Below are 18836 nucleotides of genomic sequence, written 5' to 3'. Positions count from 1 at the left end.
GAAGTTTTGTGATGTTGCGAATAGCCGTAATTGGCTGCGGGATTGCAGGTCCTGCCGCCGCACTTTTCTTACAGCGATTAAATGCTGAGGTCAGTCTTTTTGACCGGGTTGAAAATTTAGCTCCTCTGGGGGCAGGGTTCTTACTACAGCCCGCAGGTCTCGATGTACTGAATCAGCTTGGAATTGCCCAGTCACTAATCCCTAAAGGAGCCCCCATAGCGGGTTTATTTGGTGTTAATCACCGAAATAAAGTCGTACTGGATTTACGTTACCGCGATTTGGTCAGGCATCATTTTGGATTAGGTATCCATCGAGCAGCCCTGTACCAGGAAATGTTTTCCAAAATAAAAGACACAGGAATTCGCATTATAAATCCCTGTGAGATTGTTTCATTCAAACAGTCGGCCGATGCAGTGGAATTGTATGACCACAAGGGGTGTATGCATGGACCCTTTGATGGTGTCGTGATTGCCGATGGTTCACGCTCTCTGCTAAGACAACAGTTAGAGGTCAGGATTAAGGTCAAACCTTATGACTGGGGGGCTTTATGGACAATTGCCAGAGATTGTGACAACCAGTTTAATCAAACCCTGGAGCAAATGTACCGAAGTACTGAAATCATGGCAGGTGTATTACCCATAGGTTTTGAAAGCCAGCAAACGATGGTCAGTTTTTTCTGGAGTATAAAAAAGCAGTATTTTCCGCAATGGCTTGCTACGCCTTTTGAACAGTGGAAAGAAGAAGTCACCACCATTTGGCCTGCCTTGCAGCCATTATTTGAGCAGCTGCACAGTCATCAGCAATTTGCACTGGCTTCTTATGCTGATGTCAGGGTTTATCCCTGGCATGACCGGCGGGTAGTGGTCATTGGGGATGCTGCTCATGGGATGAGCCCTCAATTGGGTCAGGGTGCGAATTTAAGTTTGCTGGATGCCAGAACCCTTTATGAGTGTCTGAGCCAGTTTCCTTTACCGCAGGCATTGTCGATGTATACCCATCGAAGAAAGGCGCAATTACGCTATTATCAGAACGCCAGCTGGTTTATCACGCCCTGGTTTCAATCTTCCCATTCGGGCATGGGAGTATTGAGAGATTTGCTCCATGGCCTTTTCTGCAAAACGCCGTTTATTAAACAGCAGATGCTGCGCACCTTAGCCTGTATGAAAACAGGCTACTTCAGTTCCTTGCCGCTTAACGCTTTTAAGCCTTTATGCAAAGAGGAAATGGATTCCAACAAGGATTAAATAGCCGACTCTTTAGGCGGAATATTAATCTCGGGTTCCTTGGGTGTGGAAGGCAGAGGCAGATCAGGGGTATCGATGCCAGGTCTTTTTTCCATTGCTTTTTTATCCGCGTCCGCTTTTTTCTCAGCGCTAAGCAAAATGTGATCACTACTATTCACTAAATCAATAAACGACATGCGAGTTCTCCTTAACTCTTAACTTCACAGTAATTATAGGATATTTTGAGAGTGTTCATTAAACTGTGACATTACTCCCAGGCACGCCGTCATCTCGAACGCAGTGAGAGATCTCCAAATCTCACATGGCATGACCCATTAATTGGGCGCGATACAATTTAATAGTTAAGAAGGGGAAATCAACAAAGTAACAGTATCTGTATACGCAGCTGCCGGCGCGCCAGCCACCTGGGAGCTGGTGATTCGGATATTGAAATTGGCATTGGGAGTGCCGCCGCAGGTGAGTGATGTACTGCTGCCTCCGGTTTGCTGGGCAGTTTTAACGCCAGAAACCAGCGTGATGGTCTGCGAGGGCGCGCTCCCTGGATTCCAATAGGCGTTGTAGGTGATAAAATTACCCCCATTAACGACACGAAATGCGCCAGATGCGGCGTTCGCACTCGTTGCAGTGACAAAATAACTTCCCAGAGGGCTTATCGTGTTGGTATATATGCAGGCTGTTGTGTTACCGGTGACAGGACTACTTAAATTAACTGGCGACAAAGTGATATTGCTTAGACCGCTAATCTGGACCAATGCCGGAATCGTCACAGTGACTGAGGCTGCAGAAGGATTAACTGCGCAGGCAAAAGCGCAGTGCAGCCACAGAATAGCGATACAGCTGGTTTGTTTGCCTATTAAATAAATATTAATAGCCCTCATTCTGTCAGGTGGGTGTAATTAAAAGAGTTACAGTGTCCGTATAAGTGGCAGCAGGAGCTCCGGCTACCTGAGCAGCACTGAAACTGATATTGAAGTTTGCATTAGGTGTGCCGCCGCAGGTTAAGGAAACCGCGTTTCCGCCCGTTTGCTGGGCTGTTTTGGTGCCAGAGGTCAGCAAGGTGGTTTGAGCGGCTGCAGCGGCATTATTCCAATAGGCCGAATAAGTGATAAAGTTTGTGCCGCCATCATTTACCCGGAAAGCGCCGGCGCTCGCATTGGTACTGGTTGCAGTGACAAAATAGCTTCCCAGGGGCGATGCCACATTGCTATAGATACAGGCGGTGGTATTACCGGTGACAGGAAAAGCAACGGGGGTTCCCAGCGCAATATCGGCAAGCCCGCTTATCTGGACTAATGCAGGAATCGTAATGGAAACATTGACTGTTCCTGTGGAGGTCGTTCCCAATGTGCCATCGGTGGCTGCAAACGCATTAAAACTGCCAGTCAGGACAACTAGTAACATCAATCGCTGAAGTGAATACATGGTTCTTTCCCTGATTAGAGTCAATTTTAAAATCCGTGTTAACGCTTAATTTCCAATGTAACTCCCCAGGTACGTCATCCTGAACGCAGTGAAGGATCTCCTGAATCTGGCTCAGTTCCAAGCAGTTTGAGATCCTTCGCTACGCTCAGGATGATGTACCTGGGGAGTTACTTTCCAATTCAATTAAAAATCATGCGCTTAACTTCAATTTTTATATTTCTATTGAATTCAGTTTTTATAGTGATAATCTATCTAAATTAACTCAATACGCTGTAGCAAGTCTATGGAATTTTCACGTTTATTTTTCCTGCTAATACTCTGCTGTTTATTTCCTGACGTCTATGCGGGTATAAGTGTCGGACCTATTGTCGTTGATCTGACGAGCGAGAATAAAGACGCGGAAATTGCAGTGCGAAATCTCGATACTAACCATCAGGCTTATGTCGAAGTAATCCCCTATCATCTGGCCAATCCGGCGCGTCTTAATTCAGCCAAAATACGGGTTAGAAACCCTGAGAAGGATGGCCTGATGGTTTTTCCTGCAAAACTTGTATTATTACCAGGTCAGACCCAGTTTGTTCGGGTAGTGAAAACAGCCAGCAAGATTCCGGCAGAAAAAGTATTTGAAATTGATTTTATTCCTAAAATTGCCACTCATCTGGTAAGTCAAAAAAGTCCCGAAGGAGCTGTGCTTGGAATTCGGGTGATCGTTGGATATGGTGCACGGGTAACCCTGCGTCCGGATAATCCTGTGCCATCTATTTCTGTCAAACGAAAAGCGAATGAATTATTGATTGTAAACACTGGAAATACTTCAGTGAGAATTACGTCCTGTACGCAAACAATAGCTGGCAAAAAGAAAGAAATTCCTTTACCAGCTTATACTTTGTTTGCTGGCCAAACGCTTAAAAAGCAATTGGTTCAATTAACCCCGGTTAATTTACAGGCCTCTTTTATGGATAAATCGCTTGGATCGTTTACTACGGATTAAAAATAGCTGGCAGCTAAAATTAAGCGATTTATTAATTGTTGTTTTCTTTTTGAGTTATTTTTCATGTCCTTCAGCCAAAACTTTATTTGTTGATTCAGAGAGTCCGCCGCCTGGATTTGAGGCGGTTTCTGTGACTCAGCATTTGCGGGTGTCAGTCAATTTTCTTCATGAAAATATGGGTTATTTTTATGTAAATATCAGGAAAGGACGATTAAAATTTCAATCGCCAGAACAATTACTTTCCCATCTGAAAGCTGTTAAACACTCAAAAAAATTAATTAAATTATTAAACGATTCTTATTTGTTAAATATTAATTGCCTTTCAAATGGTGTCGCAGAATTACCGGAAGATTGTAGGCAATTAAAGAAAAATGAGGCTTATATAATCTATGATCCCCAGCATGAAATAGTTTATTTATTTCTTTCGTCTTCCCATCTTCAAAAACCTGATCTCGCTCAAACGATTGATTTTTTACCGGATTCTACCGCGAGCTGGTCCTATATAAATAAGCTGGGAGCTGCCGGATCCTTTAGTACTAATAAGCCTGATATTCGCTCAACGATTTATCCCTCAACCCCTGATTACTACAACCTCTATTCCAATAATGTTTTGGCCTACGGAAACAATAGCCTGATTGGCAATATTTCACAGAATAATGGCCTTGATGATGGCCAGCGTTTCCAGATACAAAGCTTATACGCTCAGAACATAAACCGGGATAAAATATACACGGGAGGGTATATCGTAAACCCGACTTCCCCATTTTTTCAAACACAGGTTCTTGCAGGAGTTGGGATTAAAACCACTCTCGAAACCCTGCGGAATTCAGAGAGTATCACCGCGTCTCCTTTAGTGATATTTGTACCGCAGGCTTCCCAGGTGAGTATATTTAAAAACGAACAACTGATTTACTCTCAATATCTCGCGGCAGGTTATCAAACCATAAATACCAGCGGATTCCCGGACGGGGGATATGAATTAACCATCAAAGTGGGTATGAATAACACGACCCAGCGCTTTTTCAGCAAGGGATTCTCTCTGCCTCCTCCACAGGCACCACAATACTATGTGACGGCGGGCTGTTTAACCAATGCTCTGACACTCGATAATAACAGTTATAACTTTCTACCGGATGTACTGAACGTTCCGGTAGTTCAGGCAGGATTTAGTAATCGCCTAAATCAAAGACTGGCGATTATGGGGGATGTCTTATTAAATTCTCATCAAGGTCTTTTTGATTTTGGCCCTGCATTTTTTATAGGCAACTCCTTTGTAAAAACTGCTGGACTAATCACCACCAAGAGTAATTATGGCTTGTATACCCTCATCAATACGCAAAAAAAGCAATTGAATCTGAGTGTGATAGCGACCAAAATTTTCTATCAGGATAAAAATGAAGATTATTATTTTCTTAATAATCTGGAGGACAATAATTCAGCTTCATTAAGCTATCAGCTCACACAAAATGATCTGATCGGTATGCAGGCCAATTATAGCAAGCTTCTGGAACAACCCCGTTCTTATGGGGCGGGTGCTTATTATCAACGGCAAATTGGGTTTTATAAAGGCATGGGATTTTTTCTTAACACCGCCTATAACGAAGCTGTTCATATAGGTAATACTTATTATCTTGGTTTGAGCATGAATTTTAGTCGGGGTATGCTGGCTGGAACTGAATCGCTTTCCTGGCAAAATCAGCAAAATAATAATCAAAATAATCCCTTGGCGATGCCTGTTGTGGCACAGGGTAGTACCGTCTATTCCCATCAGAATGAAAGAGGATTGGGATATTCTCTCAATGAAATGCATACGGTTTCAAGAACTGCCTCATCATTTGCCGGCATTTATAATTATACCGCAGCAAACGAGTTTATTTCCTCATACATTAACTACAACCAAACCCAGGAGGATGGCAGTTCAATCGGGTATGGGGGGAGTCTTGAAACCGAAATTGCTGCAAATGAAAACGGGGTATTTTTAAATGGGGCTGATCGCGGCAATTCAGCCGGGATCATTGCGCAGGTTTTTTCTGGTAATCTGAATGATAAGTCTGCTCAATTTGCATTAATTGACTCCTATAACCGGAAAGTGGCAATTATCCCAGTCAATGAGAAAGTATTTGTGCCTTTGCCGGGTTATACTGATGAGAATTTTACACTGGCTAATCTTTCCAGTGCCGATTATGCAATTCAGGAACCCATGCGCCATGTGACTTTATATCCTGGCAATATCGACCATTACACCTGGCAAGTGGAGCGACGCATCATTGTCATCGGCAGATTACTTAACAGAGATAAAAGTCAGCCTTTAAGAAATCGCTGGATTCACTCGGGACAAAATGGCATTTTCAGTGATGAAGAGGGCTACTTTCAGTTAGAGCTGTCACAAAATATCAGTTCACTCTCAGTAGAGGGGCTTGGAAATTGTCAGATTGATTTACCCAATTTGCAGGGAAATAAAGAGTATTATTACCTGGAGGATGTGTCATGTTTATAGGCCGATTAGTGTATCTGTGCCTTTTGCCTGTTTTCTTTGTTTCGAGTGCAAACGCTTATGATCTGACAGGAGTGGACGCAAGCTATAATTTTGGCACCATCACGGCCCCTTTTCCCGATTTAACATTGACAGATGGCAGTATCTGCGTCGGCTATACTGCCGTCGTTGAGGCAAGTACCTATCGTGTTCGCGCTACCAGCAGTGGCAGTGCCTCCACGGCATTCCAGATGACTAATAGCTTAAACAGTGCCTATAAACTGGATTATTCGGTTTCATGGGCAGGCTCTTCCGGGGGTACGCCCAGCTTTGTTTCTCTGAGTTCCGGGCAAAATTCCACATCAACCTTCCCAGCGCAACTTCTGGGAGGATTGACCTGTCTTGTTTTGCCCAATAATGCCACGATGCGTTTGCAACTCCTGGGGGCAAACCAGGTGCTGGCAAAGCAGGGAAGTTATACTGATACCTTAACAATTCTGATAGTGGCACCCTAAATCGCAAAGAGTGGGTGCCACTTTCTTTGAGCATCCTATCCCTCATCCTTAGCCGTATAACCGCAGCCTTCTTTCGGGCAGATAATTTGCCTTCCAAAGCGCTTGGTTTCCTTAACTGTCAACAGCGGCCAGGCGCATTGCGGGCAGGGGGTATCGATAGGTTCATTCCATAAGGCATAATCGCATTTTGGATAACCGCCGCAAGAGTAAAAGATCTTCCCTTTACGCGATTTGCGTTTCAGAATTTTGTGATTATGACACTTGGGACATTCCACTCCGGTATCGGCTGGTTTTTCTATGGGCTCCATGTGTTTGCAGTCAGGATAATTGCTGCAGCCGATGAAGCGGCCATAGCGGCCTGTTTTAATATGCAGCGCTCCTTTACAATCAGGACATTGCCTGCCTTCAATGACTTCCGGCTCTGCTTTCTCTCCTTCCGGATTATTCAAATCCTGCGTGTAGTCGCATTCCGGATAGCCGGTGCAGCCGATAAATCGCCCGCGTTTGCCAAGACGTATTGATAGGGGTTTGCTGCATTTAGGGCATTGTTCATCCAGTATTTCCGAAGTGACATCCTTTCTCTGAACCTGGGTATCCGTAGTATGAATCTGACTTATAAATGGCTGCCAGAATTCTTCCAGTACCGGGATCCATTCTTTTTCACCGCGCGATACTTCATCGAGAGTATCTTCGAGTTTGGCGGTGAACTTATAATCCACATAACGAGTAAAATGACTCAGCAGAAAGCGATTTACAATTCGACCAACATCAGTAGGTACAAAGCGTTTCTTGTCAACTATCACGTATTCACGCTGTTGCAGGGTATGAATAATGGTCGCATAAGTCGAGGGGCGGCCAATGTCATATTCTTCCAGCGCCTTAACCAGCGATGCCTCGCTATAGCGCGGCGGGGGTTCTGTGAAATGCTGATTGGCTGCAATATCAATAAGTTTTACCTTTTCTCCCACGGACATAGCGGGCAGCAGGCCTGAGTTTTCGTCATCGGTAGAATCGTCAATTCCTTCTTCATACACAGTAAGAAAGCCGGGAAAGGTGATTGTTGAGCCATTGGCGCGGAAAAGATTACCCGCACCGCAGCTTAAATCAACAGCAACGGTGTCAATTAATGCCTCTGCCATCTGGCAGGCAACGGTCCGTTTCCAGATGAGATTGTAGAGTTTATATTGATCACTGGTCAGATATTGCTGGATAGACTCCGGGGTTTGCTTAATAGTCGTTGGGCGAATTGCTTCATGAGCTTCCTGAGCATTTTTCGATTTGGTTTTGAACATCCGTGGGCTTTTGGGGCAGTTTTTCTCGCCATAGCGCTGTTGAATGAAATCGCGAATCTCAAAAATCGCCTCATTGGCTAAACTGACCGAGTCAGTACGCATATAAGTGATCAATCCGGCGGTGCCGGTGCCAATATCAATCCCTTCATAGAGCTGCTGGGCAACCATCATTGTTTTACGTGCTGTAAAGCCAAGCTTGCGAGCCGCCTCCTGCTGTAGAGTAGAGGTGATAAAAGGGGCTGCTGGATTACGTTTGCGCTGTTTCTTTTCAATATTGTCGACAATAAGCTCGCCATTGGCAGCCTGTAATAACCGCTCTCTGACCTCATGTGCCTGCTCACTGCCAGTAATACTGAACTGCTGCAGTTTATCTTTCTGATAATGAGTCAATCGGGCAGAAAAGGGGCTGGCATCATGCTGGCAGGAGGCAATAATCCGCCAATATTCCTGGGCTACAAAACGTTCAATTTCTTCTTCCCGTTCTACGATTAAGCGGAGCGCTGGACTTTGAACGCGGCCCGCGGAAAGACCACGGCGTATTTTTTTCCATAAAAGGGGCGACAGATTGAAACCTACAAGATAGTCCAGGGCTCGTCTGGCTTGCTGTGCATTGACTAAATCCATTGAAATCTGACGCGGATTTTTAATCGCTTCCTGTATGGCTGATTTGGTAATCTCGTTAAAAAATATACGATGAACCGCTTTATTAGTGAGCAAATTACGCTCTTGCATCAATTCAAACACATGCCAGGAAATGGCCTCTCCTTCGCGATCGGGGTCGGTTGCGAGAAGCAGGGAATCCGATTTTTTTAAGGCTTTGGCGATTGACTCAATATGCCTTACATTTTTTTCAATGGGGCTATAGGTCATTTTAAAATGATTGTCGGGATTTACAGAGCCTTTTCGTGGGGGCAGATCTCTGACATGGCCATAAGAGGCAAGTACATCATAGTCATTACCCAAATATTTCTGGATGGTTTTGGCTTTAGCAGGTGATTCTACGATAACCAGGTGTTTACTCATAAAAGACCTTTATCCTTTAGAAGTTTCTTAACAGTATTGTTAGTATTATTGACTCGTCTCTTGCTATCAATGAAGCAATTATTCAGGCCTTGCCTGAAGGAGATTAGCTTATTTTTTTAATTAAGGATCATTAATGCAGAGGTAATTCATCTTCCTTTTGATATAGCACAAGATCAAGAAAAGCGAGTTGCACTGTATTTAAGCTTTCAGCCAGACAATTGCGAATAGTCCACTTTGTTTCCTGAAGCGTTACGAAACGAGACTCCGAAAAAAGAAGCTGATTAATGATCTGCTCCATTGTCTCGGAAGCAATGATTCCCAATAGCATTAACTTCATTAAAAACTGATAACTTGCCTTTGTGAATTTCATCTGCTCTTCATAGGTAAACACTCTGATAGAGGAATCACGCGCTGCTCTGACAAAGAAAGAGTTTTTATCCTGAACGCTTTCTTCGCCATCTGCCTCAAGTCCTATATCAGATGAGCTTCCATCTTTTAATTGGGAAAGACTTTTCTCAAATAAATTCATTAGCATTTCAAACAAGCTGTCTTTCATTAATAACACCTCATGTAGCCGCCGGGTACTGCTTTGACAATGCCCTGTAATTCAAGTTCAGCCAAGCCACAGGCCACTTCATCGATTTGAATACCGCTGCGATTACAGATCTGATCAACGGTAGTGATTTCAAAACCAATGCACTTTACTAGGTTTTTATTATGTGTTGCAAGGGATTGTGCGGAACCACCTGCATTGTTAGACCAATTATCACATCCAAGCGCATCCAGAATATCGGCAGCTGAGGTCACCAGTCTGGCTCCCTGTTGTAAAAGATAGTGGCAGCCCCGCGCCTGTGGATTATGTATAGAACCGGGTATGGCAAGTACATCACGGTTTTGCTCAAGTGCTAACCTGGCTGTAATCAGTGAACCACTCTTAATTGCTGCCTCAACAACCAATGTGGCAATAGATAAACCACTTATTATACGATTTCTGCGAGGGAAATGTCCAGCGCTTGGTGGTTTCCCCAGAGGAAATTCACTCAAAATCAAGCCATTGCCGATAATTTTTTTTACAAGCGAGCGATGACGGGCAGGATAAACCACATCAATGCCGGTTCCCATGACCGCTATTGTTTGCCCCTTGGCATCAATACTTCCCTGATGGGCCTTCGCGTCAACGCCCAATGCACCTCCGCTGACGATTGTAATTTCTCTTCCGGCCAGTTCAAATGCAAAGCGATATGCAATTTCATCTCCATTAACGGAAGGCTTACGGGTTCCCACCATCGCCAAAGTCTTATTTTTTATACAAGCCCAGTTTCCAATGCCGTAAAGTACCAGCGGCGGGTCGTGAATTTCTTTTAACAAGGCAGGATAGTGTTCATCCTCCCAGGTCACCAGGTGATGAATTGAGCTTTGCTGTTCCCATTTTAAATCCGCATCAATCATCGTTCTGTCAGCAGAGCTCAGGGCGGTGGCAAGCAGCGGTGTTAAGCCAGAAGCAATCATTTCCTCTTTAGACAGGGAAAAAAGTGCTTCCAGACTGGGCCAGCGATTCAACAGGCGCTGTGCGGTACGTGGACCAATACCTTCAATGCGGTTTAGCAAAAGAAGAAAGGGTTTGTTACTCATGGATTGGTCACCTTATCGCCAAGATGAATTGCTCGAATTGAGCGCACAACCAATCCAAAACTGGTCTTTGAGAAAGTTCTGAAAATCATTACTTCCCCGACCCGCTCCCGTGGAAGCAGAATTGGATTGGCGGTATCCAGAGGGTCTGCCACCAGTTTCCGTTCAGAATATATGCCAAGTACATCACCCGGCTCAAGACCTGCATCCTGACCGCGATCAATGACAGCAACTAATCCCACCGCGCCCTGGGTGTAATCGCCGGGCAAATCGATAATAGAGCCGCACACGGGGCTATTGGGGGTCTTGGGTTCGAAATATAAATTAAATTCGGGAAAATCATTAAGCATCACTCGATCTTTTAACCGAACTCCCTCAGTAATTTCAGTCAGCAGGATGGTGGCAGGTTCGCCGCCGCGTACTAATTCCGCATAGCCTACAAGTGTAGCCTTGTAGCCCAGTAAACGATTGGTTTCGGGTTCTATATAAGGGCAATTGGGACGATAAACGGCATAGGAAATAGTCGCTCCGCGCGGCATTTTACAATTCGGATGAAGATTTTTGACATAGACCTCATCCCCCTGTCCTCCCAGCATATGCTCACCCATAAAAGCCACAATGTAAGGCGCTTTTCTCAGGCGATCTTCATCCATGACCAGCGAGGAGTTCAGGAAGGGTTTGATAACCATCAGCGGAATAGGAGGGATCGCCTCTTCAAGGGGACGCGGGCGGATATTCGGAGATAATTTAATGGTGCCGTTCGATAGCACCTTAAGGTAGGGCTGGTTATGCGCATAGCGCAGCTCAATGATAGCGCCCGGGTATAAACGATTAGGATTTTTTATTCGAGGGTTGGCGTGCCAGAGGGTCTTCCATTCCCATGGATTAGCAAGATATTTACAGGCGATACTCCAAAGGGTGTCACCGGGTTGCACAACATAACGGCGGGGTGAATCCTCCAGAATGGAGACTGCCTGCGTGGCGAATGAGATGAGCAAACCTATTATGACAAATAAATGCCGCATTTTTCTGTCCCTGAAACCTGTATATTAATCACATTTATAAGCAGAGCTTAGTTGGAGTATCTTGCAGTCGAACATTGTATTCGCGATAATATTATCCATCAACTATTTTTTTCACGAGTTTACATGGCCATACGTAAAATTATTTATCTACCGGATCCTCGTCTGCGGCTGGTGGCGGAGCCGGTTCAGGAAATAACCGAAGAATTGCAGCAGCTGATTGATGATATGTTTGAAACCATGTACAGCGTTAATGGCGTTGGACTTGCCGCTCCCCAGATTGGTATCAGCTTAAGGCTTTCTGTAATTGATATAGAAGGGGATAAGGCGAAGCAACTGGTGTTAATCAATCCGGAAATCATCGCTTCCGAAGGAAAAGTGGAGTACCAGGAAGGCTGCCTCTCGGTTCCCAGTGTATATGATACGGTGGTTCGAGCGGAGAAGGTAACCATTCGAGCTCTGGATCGCTACGGCAAGCCCTATGAAATGAGCGGTGAAGGGGTGTTGGGAGAGTGTTTTCAGCATGAGATTGACCATTTGAATGGTAAATTATTTGTTGACTTGCTGTCGCCTTTAAAACGCACTATGGCCAGAAGGAAACTGGATAAATTTAAACGTATGCAAGCCCGAAAATCATGACGTCTTCTTTATCGATTGTTTTCGCAGGCACCCCTGAGTTTGGCGTTCCCTGTCTGGATGCTCTGGCCCACTCAGGACATCGCTTGCAGGCTGTTTATTCACAGCCTGATCGCCCGGCCGGTCGTGGGCGTAAATTACAGGCTTCTGCGGTTAAAACCTGGGCATTGGAGAATCAGTATCCAGTTTATCAGCCGCTTAATTTTAAATCTGAATCGACAGTCGCTGAGCTTGCCGCATTAAAGCCTGATGTAATGGTGGTGATTGCCTATGGTTTAATTCTGCCAGAAAGGGTTTTGGCTATACCTCGTCTTGGTTGTATCAATGTGCATGCATCGCTCTTGCCGCGCTGGCGCGGAGCTTCGCCAATTCAGCAAGCCATACTCCATGGCGATCCCAGAACGGGAGTAACCATTATGCAGATGGATGCCGGCATGGATACGGGTGCAAAACTGATGTCAGTGGACTGTGCCATCGAAGCTCAGGATACGGCAGGTAATTTACACGACAAACTTTCATTGCTTTCGATAGCCCCTTTGCTGGAAACATTGAATTTATTGGCACAGGACAAGATAAATCCTGAAGCACAAAGCGCTGAAGGCGTGACCTATGCCGGAAAGATACAAAAAGAGCAGGCCCTTATCGATTGGCAGCTGGGTGCTGATGTTATTGAGAGACAGATAAGAGCGTTTAATCCCTGGCCAATTAGTTATACCAGCACCGCAAGCGGCGAGATGATCAAAATTTATCAGGCCAAAGTAGAAACAGAAGTGAGTAATGCAGAACCCGGTACGGTTTTATCCATAAGCAAGGAAGGGCTCTGTATAGCCACAGGCAGCGGTATTTTATCGATACAGCAGTTACAATTTGCGGGAGGAAAACCGCTTTCGATAACGGAATGGATGAATGCCGGCAAATACCACAGTTTGATTGGTCAGGTATTAAATGAAACCAAATGAACGTGCGCAGGCACTGAAGATTCTGATTGATCTGTTTGAAAACAAAGTTTCATTAAATCAGTCGCTGCAATCCGCCGAAATAAGCCCCTTAACCAAGGCAATTTGTTTTGGTGTTTGCCGTTATTATTATCGATTGGAGCTGATTGCCAGGCAACTGCTCAACAAAAAGCCGGAAGCACCTGAGATCTGGCTCTTGATCCTCATGGGATTGTTCCAGTTGCAGTATCTGAATAAGCCAGAGTATGCCACTGTTCAGGAAACAGTTGCCTTGCTCGACCGGCTCAAAAAGAGTTGGGCAAAAGGCTTGATTAATGCAGTATTGCGGCGTTTCTGCCGCGAAAAAGAGGTAATTCTGGCATCGCTGGAAAATAACCCGGCCTATTCCAGTAACCATCCGCAATGGTTTATCAAGGCTTTGAAAAAAGATTGGCCCAATAATTATCAGTACATTTTAACTGCCAATGACCAGCATCCTCCCCTCTACTTACGCACGAATCAGCTGAAAACATCCCGCGATGCTTATTTAGCGCAACTTGAGCAGGCAGGTATTGAAGTGGCAGCACCGTCTTATTTACCGCATGGCATCCAAATTGATACCGCAGTGGATATTCGCGAATTACCTGGTTATGCCGAGGGTTATTTTTCAGTGCAGGACGGCTCCGCGCAAGCGGCTGTTAAGTTATTGGCGCTTGAGCCGGGTCTTCGAGTGCTGGACGCCTGCTGCGCTCCTGGCGGAAAAACCAGTTATATTCTTGAGTCCCAGGCCGATTTACAGGAATGTGTCGCTGTGGATGTCGAGCAGAGACGTTTGCAGCGGGTGCAGGAAAATCTGGCACGATTACAACTTAAAGCGACGGTGTTGCAGGGAAATGTTCTCACGCCTTCGGATTGGTGGGATGGTCAATTGTTTGACCGCATTCTGCTCGATGCCCCTTGTTCGGCTACAGGCGTTATTCGCCGGCATCCTGATATCAAAATTATCAGGCAGGAGCAGGATATTGACCCTGTTGTTAGCTTGCAAAAGCAGTTGCTGCATGCAGTCTGGCCCTTGCTGAAAAAAGGAGGATTACTAGTCTATGCAACCTGTTCCATATTAAAGCGCGAAAATGAAGATCAAATCAAAGCGTTTCTAAAAGAGCAGTCTGAATGCCGGGTTTTGCCGATTAATCCTCCCTGGGGAAGCGCCAATGAATACGGCTGGCAGATTTTACCGGGCCAGGAAAATTGTGATGGATTTTTTTATAGCGTTCTGCGTAAGGATTAAAAGACAATGTATTGGCCGATGATTCTTTTTTTATTTATTCTGGCTCTCCCCGGGATTTTTATTACCTTACCTCGTTTAATCGCGATGCTGTTACCGAATAACAGTCCAACGGTGCAGAAAAAAATGAGTCGTCTCGTTGTTATTCAAACCCTGATTATGGTGCTGTTAATGGCAGTGGCAGGTACCGTTTTATCCACCAAAACAGGATTAGGCGATCCGCTTTTGTCAGCCTTATTAAGCGGCAAAGAAATCTGGCGGCATATTCAGGATGCTTTATTGGCAACTGGCATTTTGACTCTGGTTGGTCTGGTAGGGTTTCTTCTGCTGTATTACGGGCTGGCTGCCAGAGTACTTGAGCCGCCTACGCTGCTTGCTCTAAAAACATTTCGGCAGAAAATTGGTCTTGATGGCTGTGTTCTTTATGGTGGTGTGGTTGATGAGATACTTGCCCGCTGGGGATTATTGAATGTCATTCTTTATTTCGCCATGTTATTTTCCGGCCAGAAGAGCGATGCGATGGTGTGGACTTCCATTGTCATCAGCGGCTTATTTTTTTCAATAAGCCAGCTTCCCGCTTATCTGGCCGCCGGATGCCGTGCCAGCCGCCAGTTTGTTTATATCATGTTATTGTTATCCCTGTGGCAAGCGCTGATTTTTGGCTACATTTTCTGGCAGTATGGTCTGCTGATTACGATATTTGCACATATGATTTTTTATCTGGGATGGTATCTGTATGATAAAAACTAGTGCAGTGCTGTCTCAGGACACTGTCTATCGTCTTTTACCTGTTGATTGTCTGCAAAGAGGACGTTATCAACCGCGCCTTGATTTTGATGAGCACTTATTGGCCGAGCTTGCGCAATCGATTGCAGCCCAGGGATTGATTGAACCGCTGGTGGTCCGGGAAATAGCCAGCAACTGCTATGAAATTATTGCCGGAGAGCGACGCTGGCGAGCAGCCAGGATGGCTGGTTTGGCGCAAATACCCTGCATGATTGGACAATATTCGGATCAACAGGCTGCTGCCCTGACGCTGATCGAAAATATCCAGCGCCAGGAACTTAATCTGATTGAAGAGGCCAGCGGCTATCGTCGTTTATGCGATGAGTTTCATTTCCGCCAGGATGAAATCGCCATTTTGGTTGGAAAGTCCCGTAGTCATGTCACCAATATTATGCGGCTGCTTGGTTTAAGTTCAGAAGTGCAATTGTTGCTTCGAGAGGGGAAGTTGAGCTTTGGCCATGCTCGTCTACTGGTGGGCCTGTCGCCTGCTCAGCAGTTGCTTTTAGCCAGACAAATGATCGAGCAGGACTGGTCGGTCAGACAGAGCGAGCAGGAAATAAAAAAATTTAAAACGCAGCAGGAAGAAGTTTCCGCCTCATTTAAAGACCGTGATGTCTTACAGCTTGAGATGAAACTATCGGAACAGGTGGGGGCGCCTGTCGAAATAATCAGCGAGAAAGGAAAGGGCGGCTGGTTAAAGGTAAAATTTTTCAATAATGATACGCTTGCAGGTCTTCTTGACCGCATGGGCTTGCGGTATGATTAGCAACATTTTTCTGATTTTATAATCACATCACTAAGGAACCTCATCGATGAAAAGGATCTTGTCGTGCGCATTGCTTAGCCTGATAATTACGGATCTCTGCCATGCCACCATCAAAGGCGGGGCTGACCGGCTGATTAATCAGGTCGATCCGGCAACTAATATCGGCATAGAAGTTATTGATTTAAACACAGGAACAACCCTTTACCGCCGAAACCAGAATCAGCCGTTTGTGCCTGCCAGTAACATGAAGCTATTTTCCGATGCGGCGGCTCTGATGGTGCTCGGTCCTGATTACCGCTTCATCAATACCTTAAGTACAAATGCTTCCCAGTTACAGAACGGGGTTCTCAAAGGTTCTCTGTATCTGAAGTTGTCTGGTGATCCTTCGTTTAGCCGTGAGCGCCTGGCCAATTTACTCGCCGTATTAAAAAACTGGCACATTAACCATATTCAGGGCAATGTGATTATTGATAGCAGCCATGCAATAGTGAATCCTTACGCTCCTGGCTGGATGACCAGCGATTTAGCCTATAGCTATGGCGCTCCATTAGGGCCGACCATGATTGATGCCAATCGCATGATAGCAACCGTCAATCCTGGCGGGAGACCAGGAGAGCCGGCTGTTGTGGAAGTGGATGATGACAGCGGAAGTATTATAGTTAACAATGAAGTGAAAACCAAAGAAAAATCAGCGCGTTGCGGTGTTTCTTTTGTGATGGATCAGGAAAATCATTTAAATGTGAGAGGTTGTATTGGTGTCGGTCAGTGGGCAATCCAGCAAAAAATGGCGATCCGCAATCCTTTAGCCTATGCGAAAGGTCTGGTTCGTCAGCAATTATCTAAAGAGAATATCATTCTGGACGGCAATGTCCTTCTTGGTGGTACACCAAGCGGCGCGATGTTACTGGCCACAGACTCCTCCAAGCCCATTGCGCAACTTATGGCTGATACATTGAAACCTTCGGATAATTTGTATGCGGACAGTCTGTTTCTGCATGCGGCGCATAAATTACATGGTTCTCCGCAAAATTGGCCTGAAGCACAGCAGACTGTTAAAAAATTCTTACAGGATCAAACCGGTATTCCCTTGCAGCAAGCAATTCTGACCGATGGTTCGGGCTTATCGCGTAATGATTTGTTAACTGCAGGTCAAACCGTAAATCTGCTTCGTTTTCTATATGAACGATTCCCTCTGGCCTATGAATATATTGCCGCGTTGCCTGTGTCCGGGCGTGACGGTACATTGCAACGGCGATTTAAACGGCCTGAGCAGCAGGATATGGTGCGGGCGAAAACGGGCACCATGACCGGTATTGTGAGTTTGTCGGGTTATCTGTACACCGCGAATGGCCATACACTGGCTTTTGCGATGTATATTAATAACCGCCCGGGCACCAGTCCTTCCATTTCAGGAAAATACCGCTATCTGATTGACGCTTTGTGTACCTATTTTTTACAGCAAAAGCCTGGGAATAATTCCTGGTCACGGATGTTTGCTTCAAAAAATAGAATCAAGTATCAGATGAACCCGACTCAGGCGGAACAGCAACGCGGCAAACAAGCCCGCTGGCGCCGTCTGGAGACAGTGGTTAAACAGGCTGTGAATGGGCAGGCGGTGACTGTAATCTATCGCGGTAATGAACTATTGCTGAAAGACACCCAGTCTGATCCCGGCAGAGTACTGAATGCCTTACTGGCTTTGAAGAAAAAATATCCCTTTGCAATTGCCGTGTCTTCAAAGACATCCATAGGAGGAAACCTGTTATGGATGGACACAGCCAGCCTGCCTGGTGATTCACAACGAGTATGGATGATCAGAGAAGCGGTTAGCTAGGGTGTGAGGGGCTGAGCTTTAACTGCTCAGCCCCTACGCAAAAAACTGTCTTTGCGAGCGTTAGCGAAGCAATCCAGCTTCTTGCTTTGTTCAAACTCTGATCTGGATTGCTTCACTTTGTTCGCAAAGACGACAGGTTAGTTGCTTGATTCTATTCATGCAACAATGCCACGCGGAAATGACAATTCGAATATTTCATTTAACAGAAAAATTGAAATAAGTCTTCGGAAAGGGTTCATTTTTTAAAGTAAAATGCCACCATTCTTTGGCGTAGGGTTTAAACCCGCCCCTGATCATCAGTGTTCTAAGCAATAAACGATTTTTCTTCTGCTCAGCGCTAAGCTCTTTATAAAAAACATGGGCGCTGGGATCCAGACAATCAAAACGTGTTCCGGTATTAATGCTGTTATCATCCTGATAATTGCGTGAACTTCCGAAACAAGCGGTGCCTGGTCGAGAGCTTCCTTTGTTAAGCGATGACAGTGACACCAGGGTTAAATCAACGGTACTGCCTCGACTGTGGCCTGAAGAAAGCGCAATATAACCTTTCTCGAAAAGCTCGGATTTTTCCACTCTGGGATAATAATAAGGCTTCTCGCTATCCTCTTTTATATTTTGGCTCCAGTTATAAAAAGCTTTAACCGCTTTCGTAGGCCGATAGCAATCATATACTTTTAGCGTATAACCCAAACGTTTCGCCTGCGCTTCTATTTTTGCCAGGTGATTCGCCGCTTGCCGAGTCAGAATACAGCGCCCGCTCAAATAACCTGGCACCACTTTTCCCGTAAAGTTATTGGAGTTGGCGTAACGTAGCTCCTCGATAATATCCGGAGCTGCATCCTGCAAATACACAAAATCTGAGGGCAGAGCGAAACAGGGGAAATTGACCAGAAAGAGAAGTAATCCTTTAAAACGACGCATAAGTATTCCTATGGGGGTTAGTTCTTAGTTAAAAACAGACAAAATAAATGTAACAAAAGTGT

At 45.3% G+C, this 18836-nt stretch carries 18 protein-coding genes; 10 read left to right on the top strand and 8 right to left on the bottom strand.

Annotation, left to right across the window (positions count from 1 at the left end):
- The first annotated feature begins 11 nt into the window (after positions 1 to 11).
- Positions 12 to 1244: an FAD-dependent oxidoreductase gene (locus tag B1207_RS11870; protein ID WP_112220168.1), complete on the top strand. Its 1233-nt coding sequence runs from the start codon at positions 12 to 14 to the stop codon at positions 1242 to 1244.
- Here B1207_RS11870 and B1207_RS11865 read toward each other — a convergent pair.
- The 3 genes from B1207_RS11865 to B1207_RS11855 form a co-directional block, all read right to left on the bottom strand.
- Positions 1241 to 1420, bottom strand: coding sequence for a hypothetical protein (locus B1207_RS11865; protein ID WP_112220167.1), 180 nt, complete (start codon positions 1418 to 1420; stop codon positions 1241 to 1243). The genes B1207_RS11870 and B1207_RS11865 overlap by 4 nt on opposite strands.
- Before the next feature lie 165 nt (positions 1421 to 1585).
- Positions 1586 to 2122: a hypothetical protein gene (locus tag B1207_RS11860; RefSeq protein ID WP_112220166.1), complete on the bottom strand. Its 537-nt coding sequence runs from the start codon at positions 2120 to 2122 to the stop codon at positions 1586 to 1588.
- A 4-nt stretch (positions 2123 to 2126) separates the two neighbouring features.
- Complete coding sequence (locus tag B1207_RS11855; RefSeq protein ID WP_112220165.1) at positions 2127 to 2666, bottom strand: hypothetical protein; 540 nt, start codon at positions 2664 to 2666, stop codon at positions 2127 to 2129.
- Positions 2667 to 2949: 283 nt separating this feature from the next.
- Between B1207_RS11855 and B1207_RS11850 the strand changes: the two genes are divergently transcribed.
- From B1207_RS11850 to B1207_RS11840, 3 genes are read left to right on the top strand one after another with little or no spacing between them, the layout of a single operon-like run.
- Positions 2950 to 3657: a hypothetical protein gene (locus tag B1207_RS11850; protein WP_112220164.1), complete on the top strand. Its 708-nt coding sequence runs from the start codon at positions 2950 to 2952 to the stop codon at positions 3655 to 3657.
- Positions 3635 to 6154, top strand: a complete 2520-nt coding sequence (locus tag B1207_RS11845) for a TcfC E-set like domain-containing protein (RefSeq protein WP_112220163.1) — start codon at positions 3635 to 3637, stop codon at positions 6152 to 6154. Before B1207_RS11850 ends, B1207_RS11845 begins: the two co-directional genes overlap by 23 nt.
- Complete coding sequence (locus tag B1207_RS11840) at positions 6145 to 6645, top strand: hypothetical protein (protein ID WP_058506271.1); 501 nt, start codon at positions 6145 to 6147, stop codon at positions 6643 to 6645. The genes B1207_RS11845 and B1207_RS11840 overlap by 10 nt, the downstream gene beginning before the upstream one ends.
- Positions 6646 to 6680: 35 nt before the next feature.
- Here the strand turns inward: B1207_RS11840 and topA are convergent, their stop codons facing one another.
- The 4 genes from topA to B1207_RS11820 all read right to left on the bottom strand — a co-directional run bounded on the left by topA (position 6681) and on the right by B1207_RS11820 (position 11614).
- Positions 6681 to 8960 (bottom strand): type I DNA topoisomerase, encoded by a 2280-nt coding sequence (gene topA, locus B1207_RS11835; protein ID WP_112220162.1) that lies wholly within the window; start codon positions 8958 to 8960, stop codon positions 6681 to 6683.
- 130 nt (positions 8961 to 9090) lie between these two features.
- A complete protein-coding gene (locus B1207_RS11830) occupies positions 9091 to 9516 on the bottom strand; it encodes a DUF494 family protein (protein WP_112220161.1) in 426 nt (141 codons plus the stop codon).
- Positions 9516 to 10592 (bottom strand): DNA-processing protein DprA, encoded by a 1077-nt coding sequence (gene dprA / locus B1207_RS11825; protein WP_112220160.1) that lies wholly within the window; start codon positions 10590 to 10592, stop codon positions 9516 to 9518. The genes B1207_RS11830 and dprA overlap by 1 nt, the downstream gene beginning before the upstream one ends.
- Entirely contained in the window at positions 10589 to 11614 is a 1026-nt protein-coding gene (locus B1207_RS11820; RefSeq protein WP_112220159.1) for a LysM peptidoglycan-binding domain-containing protein, read from the bottom strand. Before B1207_RS11820 ends, dprA begins: the two co-directional genes overlap by 4 nt.
- Before the next feature lie 123 nt (positions 11615 to 11737).
- Here B1207_RS11820 and def point away from each other — a divergent pair, with 123 nt between their 5' ends.
- The 6 genes from def to dacB are packed head-to-tail and all read left to right on the top strand — an operon-like array spanning position 11738 to position 17853.
- Positions 11738 to 12250 (top strand): peptide deformylase, encoded by a 513-nt coding sequence (gene def / locus B1207_RS11815; RefSeq protein ID WP_112220194.1) that lies wholly within the window; start codon positions 11738 to 11740, stop codon positions 12248 to 12250.
- Positions 12247 to 13206 carry a methionyl-tRNA formyltransferase gene (gene fmt / locus B1207_RS11810; RefSeq protein ID WP_112220158.1) on the top strand — a complete coding sequence of 320 codons (960 nt, stop codon included), beginning with the start codon at positions 12247 to 12249 and terminating at the stop codon, positions 13204 to 13206. Before def ends, fmt begins: the two co-directional genes overlap by 4 nt.
- Positions 13193 to 14470 (top strand): 16S rRNA (cytosine(967)-C(5))-methyltransferase RsmB, encoded by a 1278-nt coding sequence (gene rsmB / locus B1207_RS11805; RefSeq protein ID WP_112220157.1) that lies wholly within the window; start codon positions 13193 to 13195, stop codon positions 14468 to 14470. The genes fmt and rsmB overlap by 14 nt, the downstream gene beginning before the upstream one ends.
- A 6-nt stretch (positions 14471 to 14476) precedes the next feature.
- Positions 14477 to 15217, top strand: coding sequence for a CPBP family intramembrane metalloprotease (locus B1207_RS11800; RefSeq protein ID WP_112220156.1), 741 nt, complete (start codon positions 14477 to 14479; stop codon positions 15215 to 15217).
- Positions 15204 to 16019, top strand: coding sequence for a ParB/RepB/Spo0J family partition protein (locus B1207_RS11795; protein ID WP_112220155.1), 816 nt, complete (start codon positions 15204 to 15206; stop codon positions 16017 to 16019). Before B1207_RS11800 ends, B1207_RS11795 begins: the two co-directional genes overlap by 14 nt.
- Positions 16020 to 16065: 46 nt before the next feature.
- Positions 16066 to 17853, top strand: coding sequence for a D-alanyl-D-alanine carboxypeptidase/D-alanyl-D-alanine endopeptidase (gene dacB, locus B1207_RS11790; protein WP_112220154.1), 1788 nt, complete (start codon positions 16066 to 16068; stop codon positions 17851 to 17853).
- Between the two features lie 195 nt (positions 17854 to 18048).
- On the opposite strand, the gene B1207_RS11785 is transcribed toward dacB, so the two are convergent.
- Positions 18049 to 18774 (bottom strand): M15 family metallopeptidase, encoded by a 726-nt coding sequence (locus B1207_RS11785; RefSeq protein WP_112220153.1) that lies wholly within the window; start codon positions 18772 to 18774, stop codon positions 18049 to 18051.
- Between the last annotated feature and the right edge of the window lie 62 nt (positions 18775 to 18836).

The sequence above is a fragment of the Legionella quinlivanii genome (assembly GCF_003265995.1).
GTDB classification, from domain to species: Bacteria; Pseudomonadota; Gammaproteobacteria; order Legionellales; family Legionellaceae; genus Legionella_C; species Legionella_C quinlivanii_A.
The sequence above is the reverse complement of the archived record's forward strand: the minus strand, read 5'-3'. Positions and strand labels throughout refer to the sequence as shown.

Coding starts and splice junctions, on each gene's coding strand:
- B1207_RS11870 (WP_112220168.1), top strand. CDS start 12: ATGTTGCGAATAGCCGTAATTGGCTGCGGGATTGCAGGTCCTGCCGCC.
- B1207_RS11865 (WP_112220167.1), bottom strand. CDS start 1,420: ATGTCGTTTATTGATTTAGTGAATAGTAGTGATCACATTTTGCTTAGC.
- B1207_RS11860 (WP_112220166.1), bottom strand. CDS start 2,122: ATGAGGGCTATTAATATTTATTTAATAGGCAAACAAACCAGCTGTATC.
- B1207_RS11855 (WP_112220165.1), bottom strand. CDS start 2,666: ATGTATTCACTTCAGCGATTGATGTTACTAGTTGTCCTGACTGGCAGT.
- B1207_RS11850 (WP_112220164.1), top strand. CDS start 2,950: ATGGAATTTTCACGTTTATTTTTCCTGCTAATACTCTGCTGTTTATTT.
- B1207_RS11840 (WP_058506271.1), top strand. CDS start 6,145: ATGTTTATAGGCCGATTAGTGTATCTGTGCCTTTTGCCTGTTTTCTTT.
- topA (WP_112220162.1), bottom strand. CDS start 8,960: ATGAGTAAACACCTGGTTATCGTAGAATCACCTGCTAAAGCCAAAACC.
- B1207_RS11830 (WP_112220161.1), bottom strand. CDS start 9,516: ATGAAAGACAGCTTGTTTGAAATGCTAATGAATTTATTTGAGAAAAGT.
- dprA (WP_112220160.1), bottom strand. CDS start 10,592: ATGAGTAACAAACCCTTTCTTCTTTTGCTAAACCGCATTGAAGGTATT.
- B1207_RS11820 (WP_112220159.1), bottom strand. CDS start 11,614: ATGCGGCATTTATTTGTCATAATAGGTTTGCTCATCTCATTCGCCACG.
- def (WP_112220194.1), top strand. CDS start 11,738: ATGGCCATACGTAAAATTATTTATCTACCGGATCCTCGTCTGCGGCTG.
- fmt (WP_112220158.1), top strand. CDS start 12,247: ATGACGTCTTCTTTATCGATTGTTTTCGCAGGCACCCCTGAGTTTGGC.
- rsmB (WP_112220157.1), top strand. CDS start 13,193: ATGAAACCAAATGAACGTGCGCAGGCACTGAAGATTCTGATTGATCTG.
- B1207_RS11800 (WP_112220156.1), top strand. CDS start 14,477: ATGTATTGGCCGATGATTCTTTTTTTATTTATTCTGGCTCTCCCCGGG.
- B1207_RS11795 (WP_112220155.1), top strand. CDS start 15,204: ATGATAAAAACTAGTGCAGTGCTGTCTCAGGACACTGTCTATCGTCTT.
- dacB (WP_112220154.1), top strand. CDS start 16,066: ATGAAAAGGATCTTGTCGTGCGCATTGCTTAGCCTGATAATTACGGAT.
- B1207_RS11785 (WP_112220153.1), bottom strand. CDS start 18,774: ATGCGTCGTTTTAAAGGATTACTTCTCTTTCTGGTCAATTTCCCCTGT.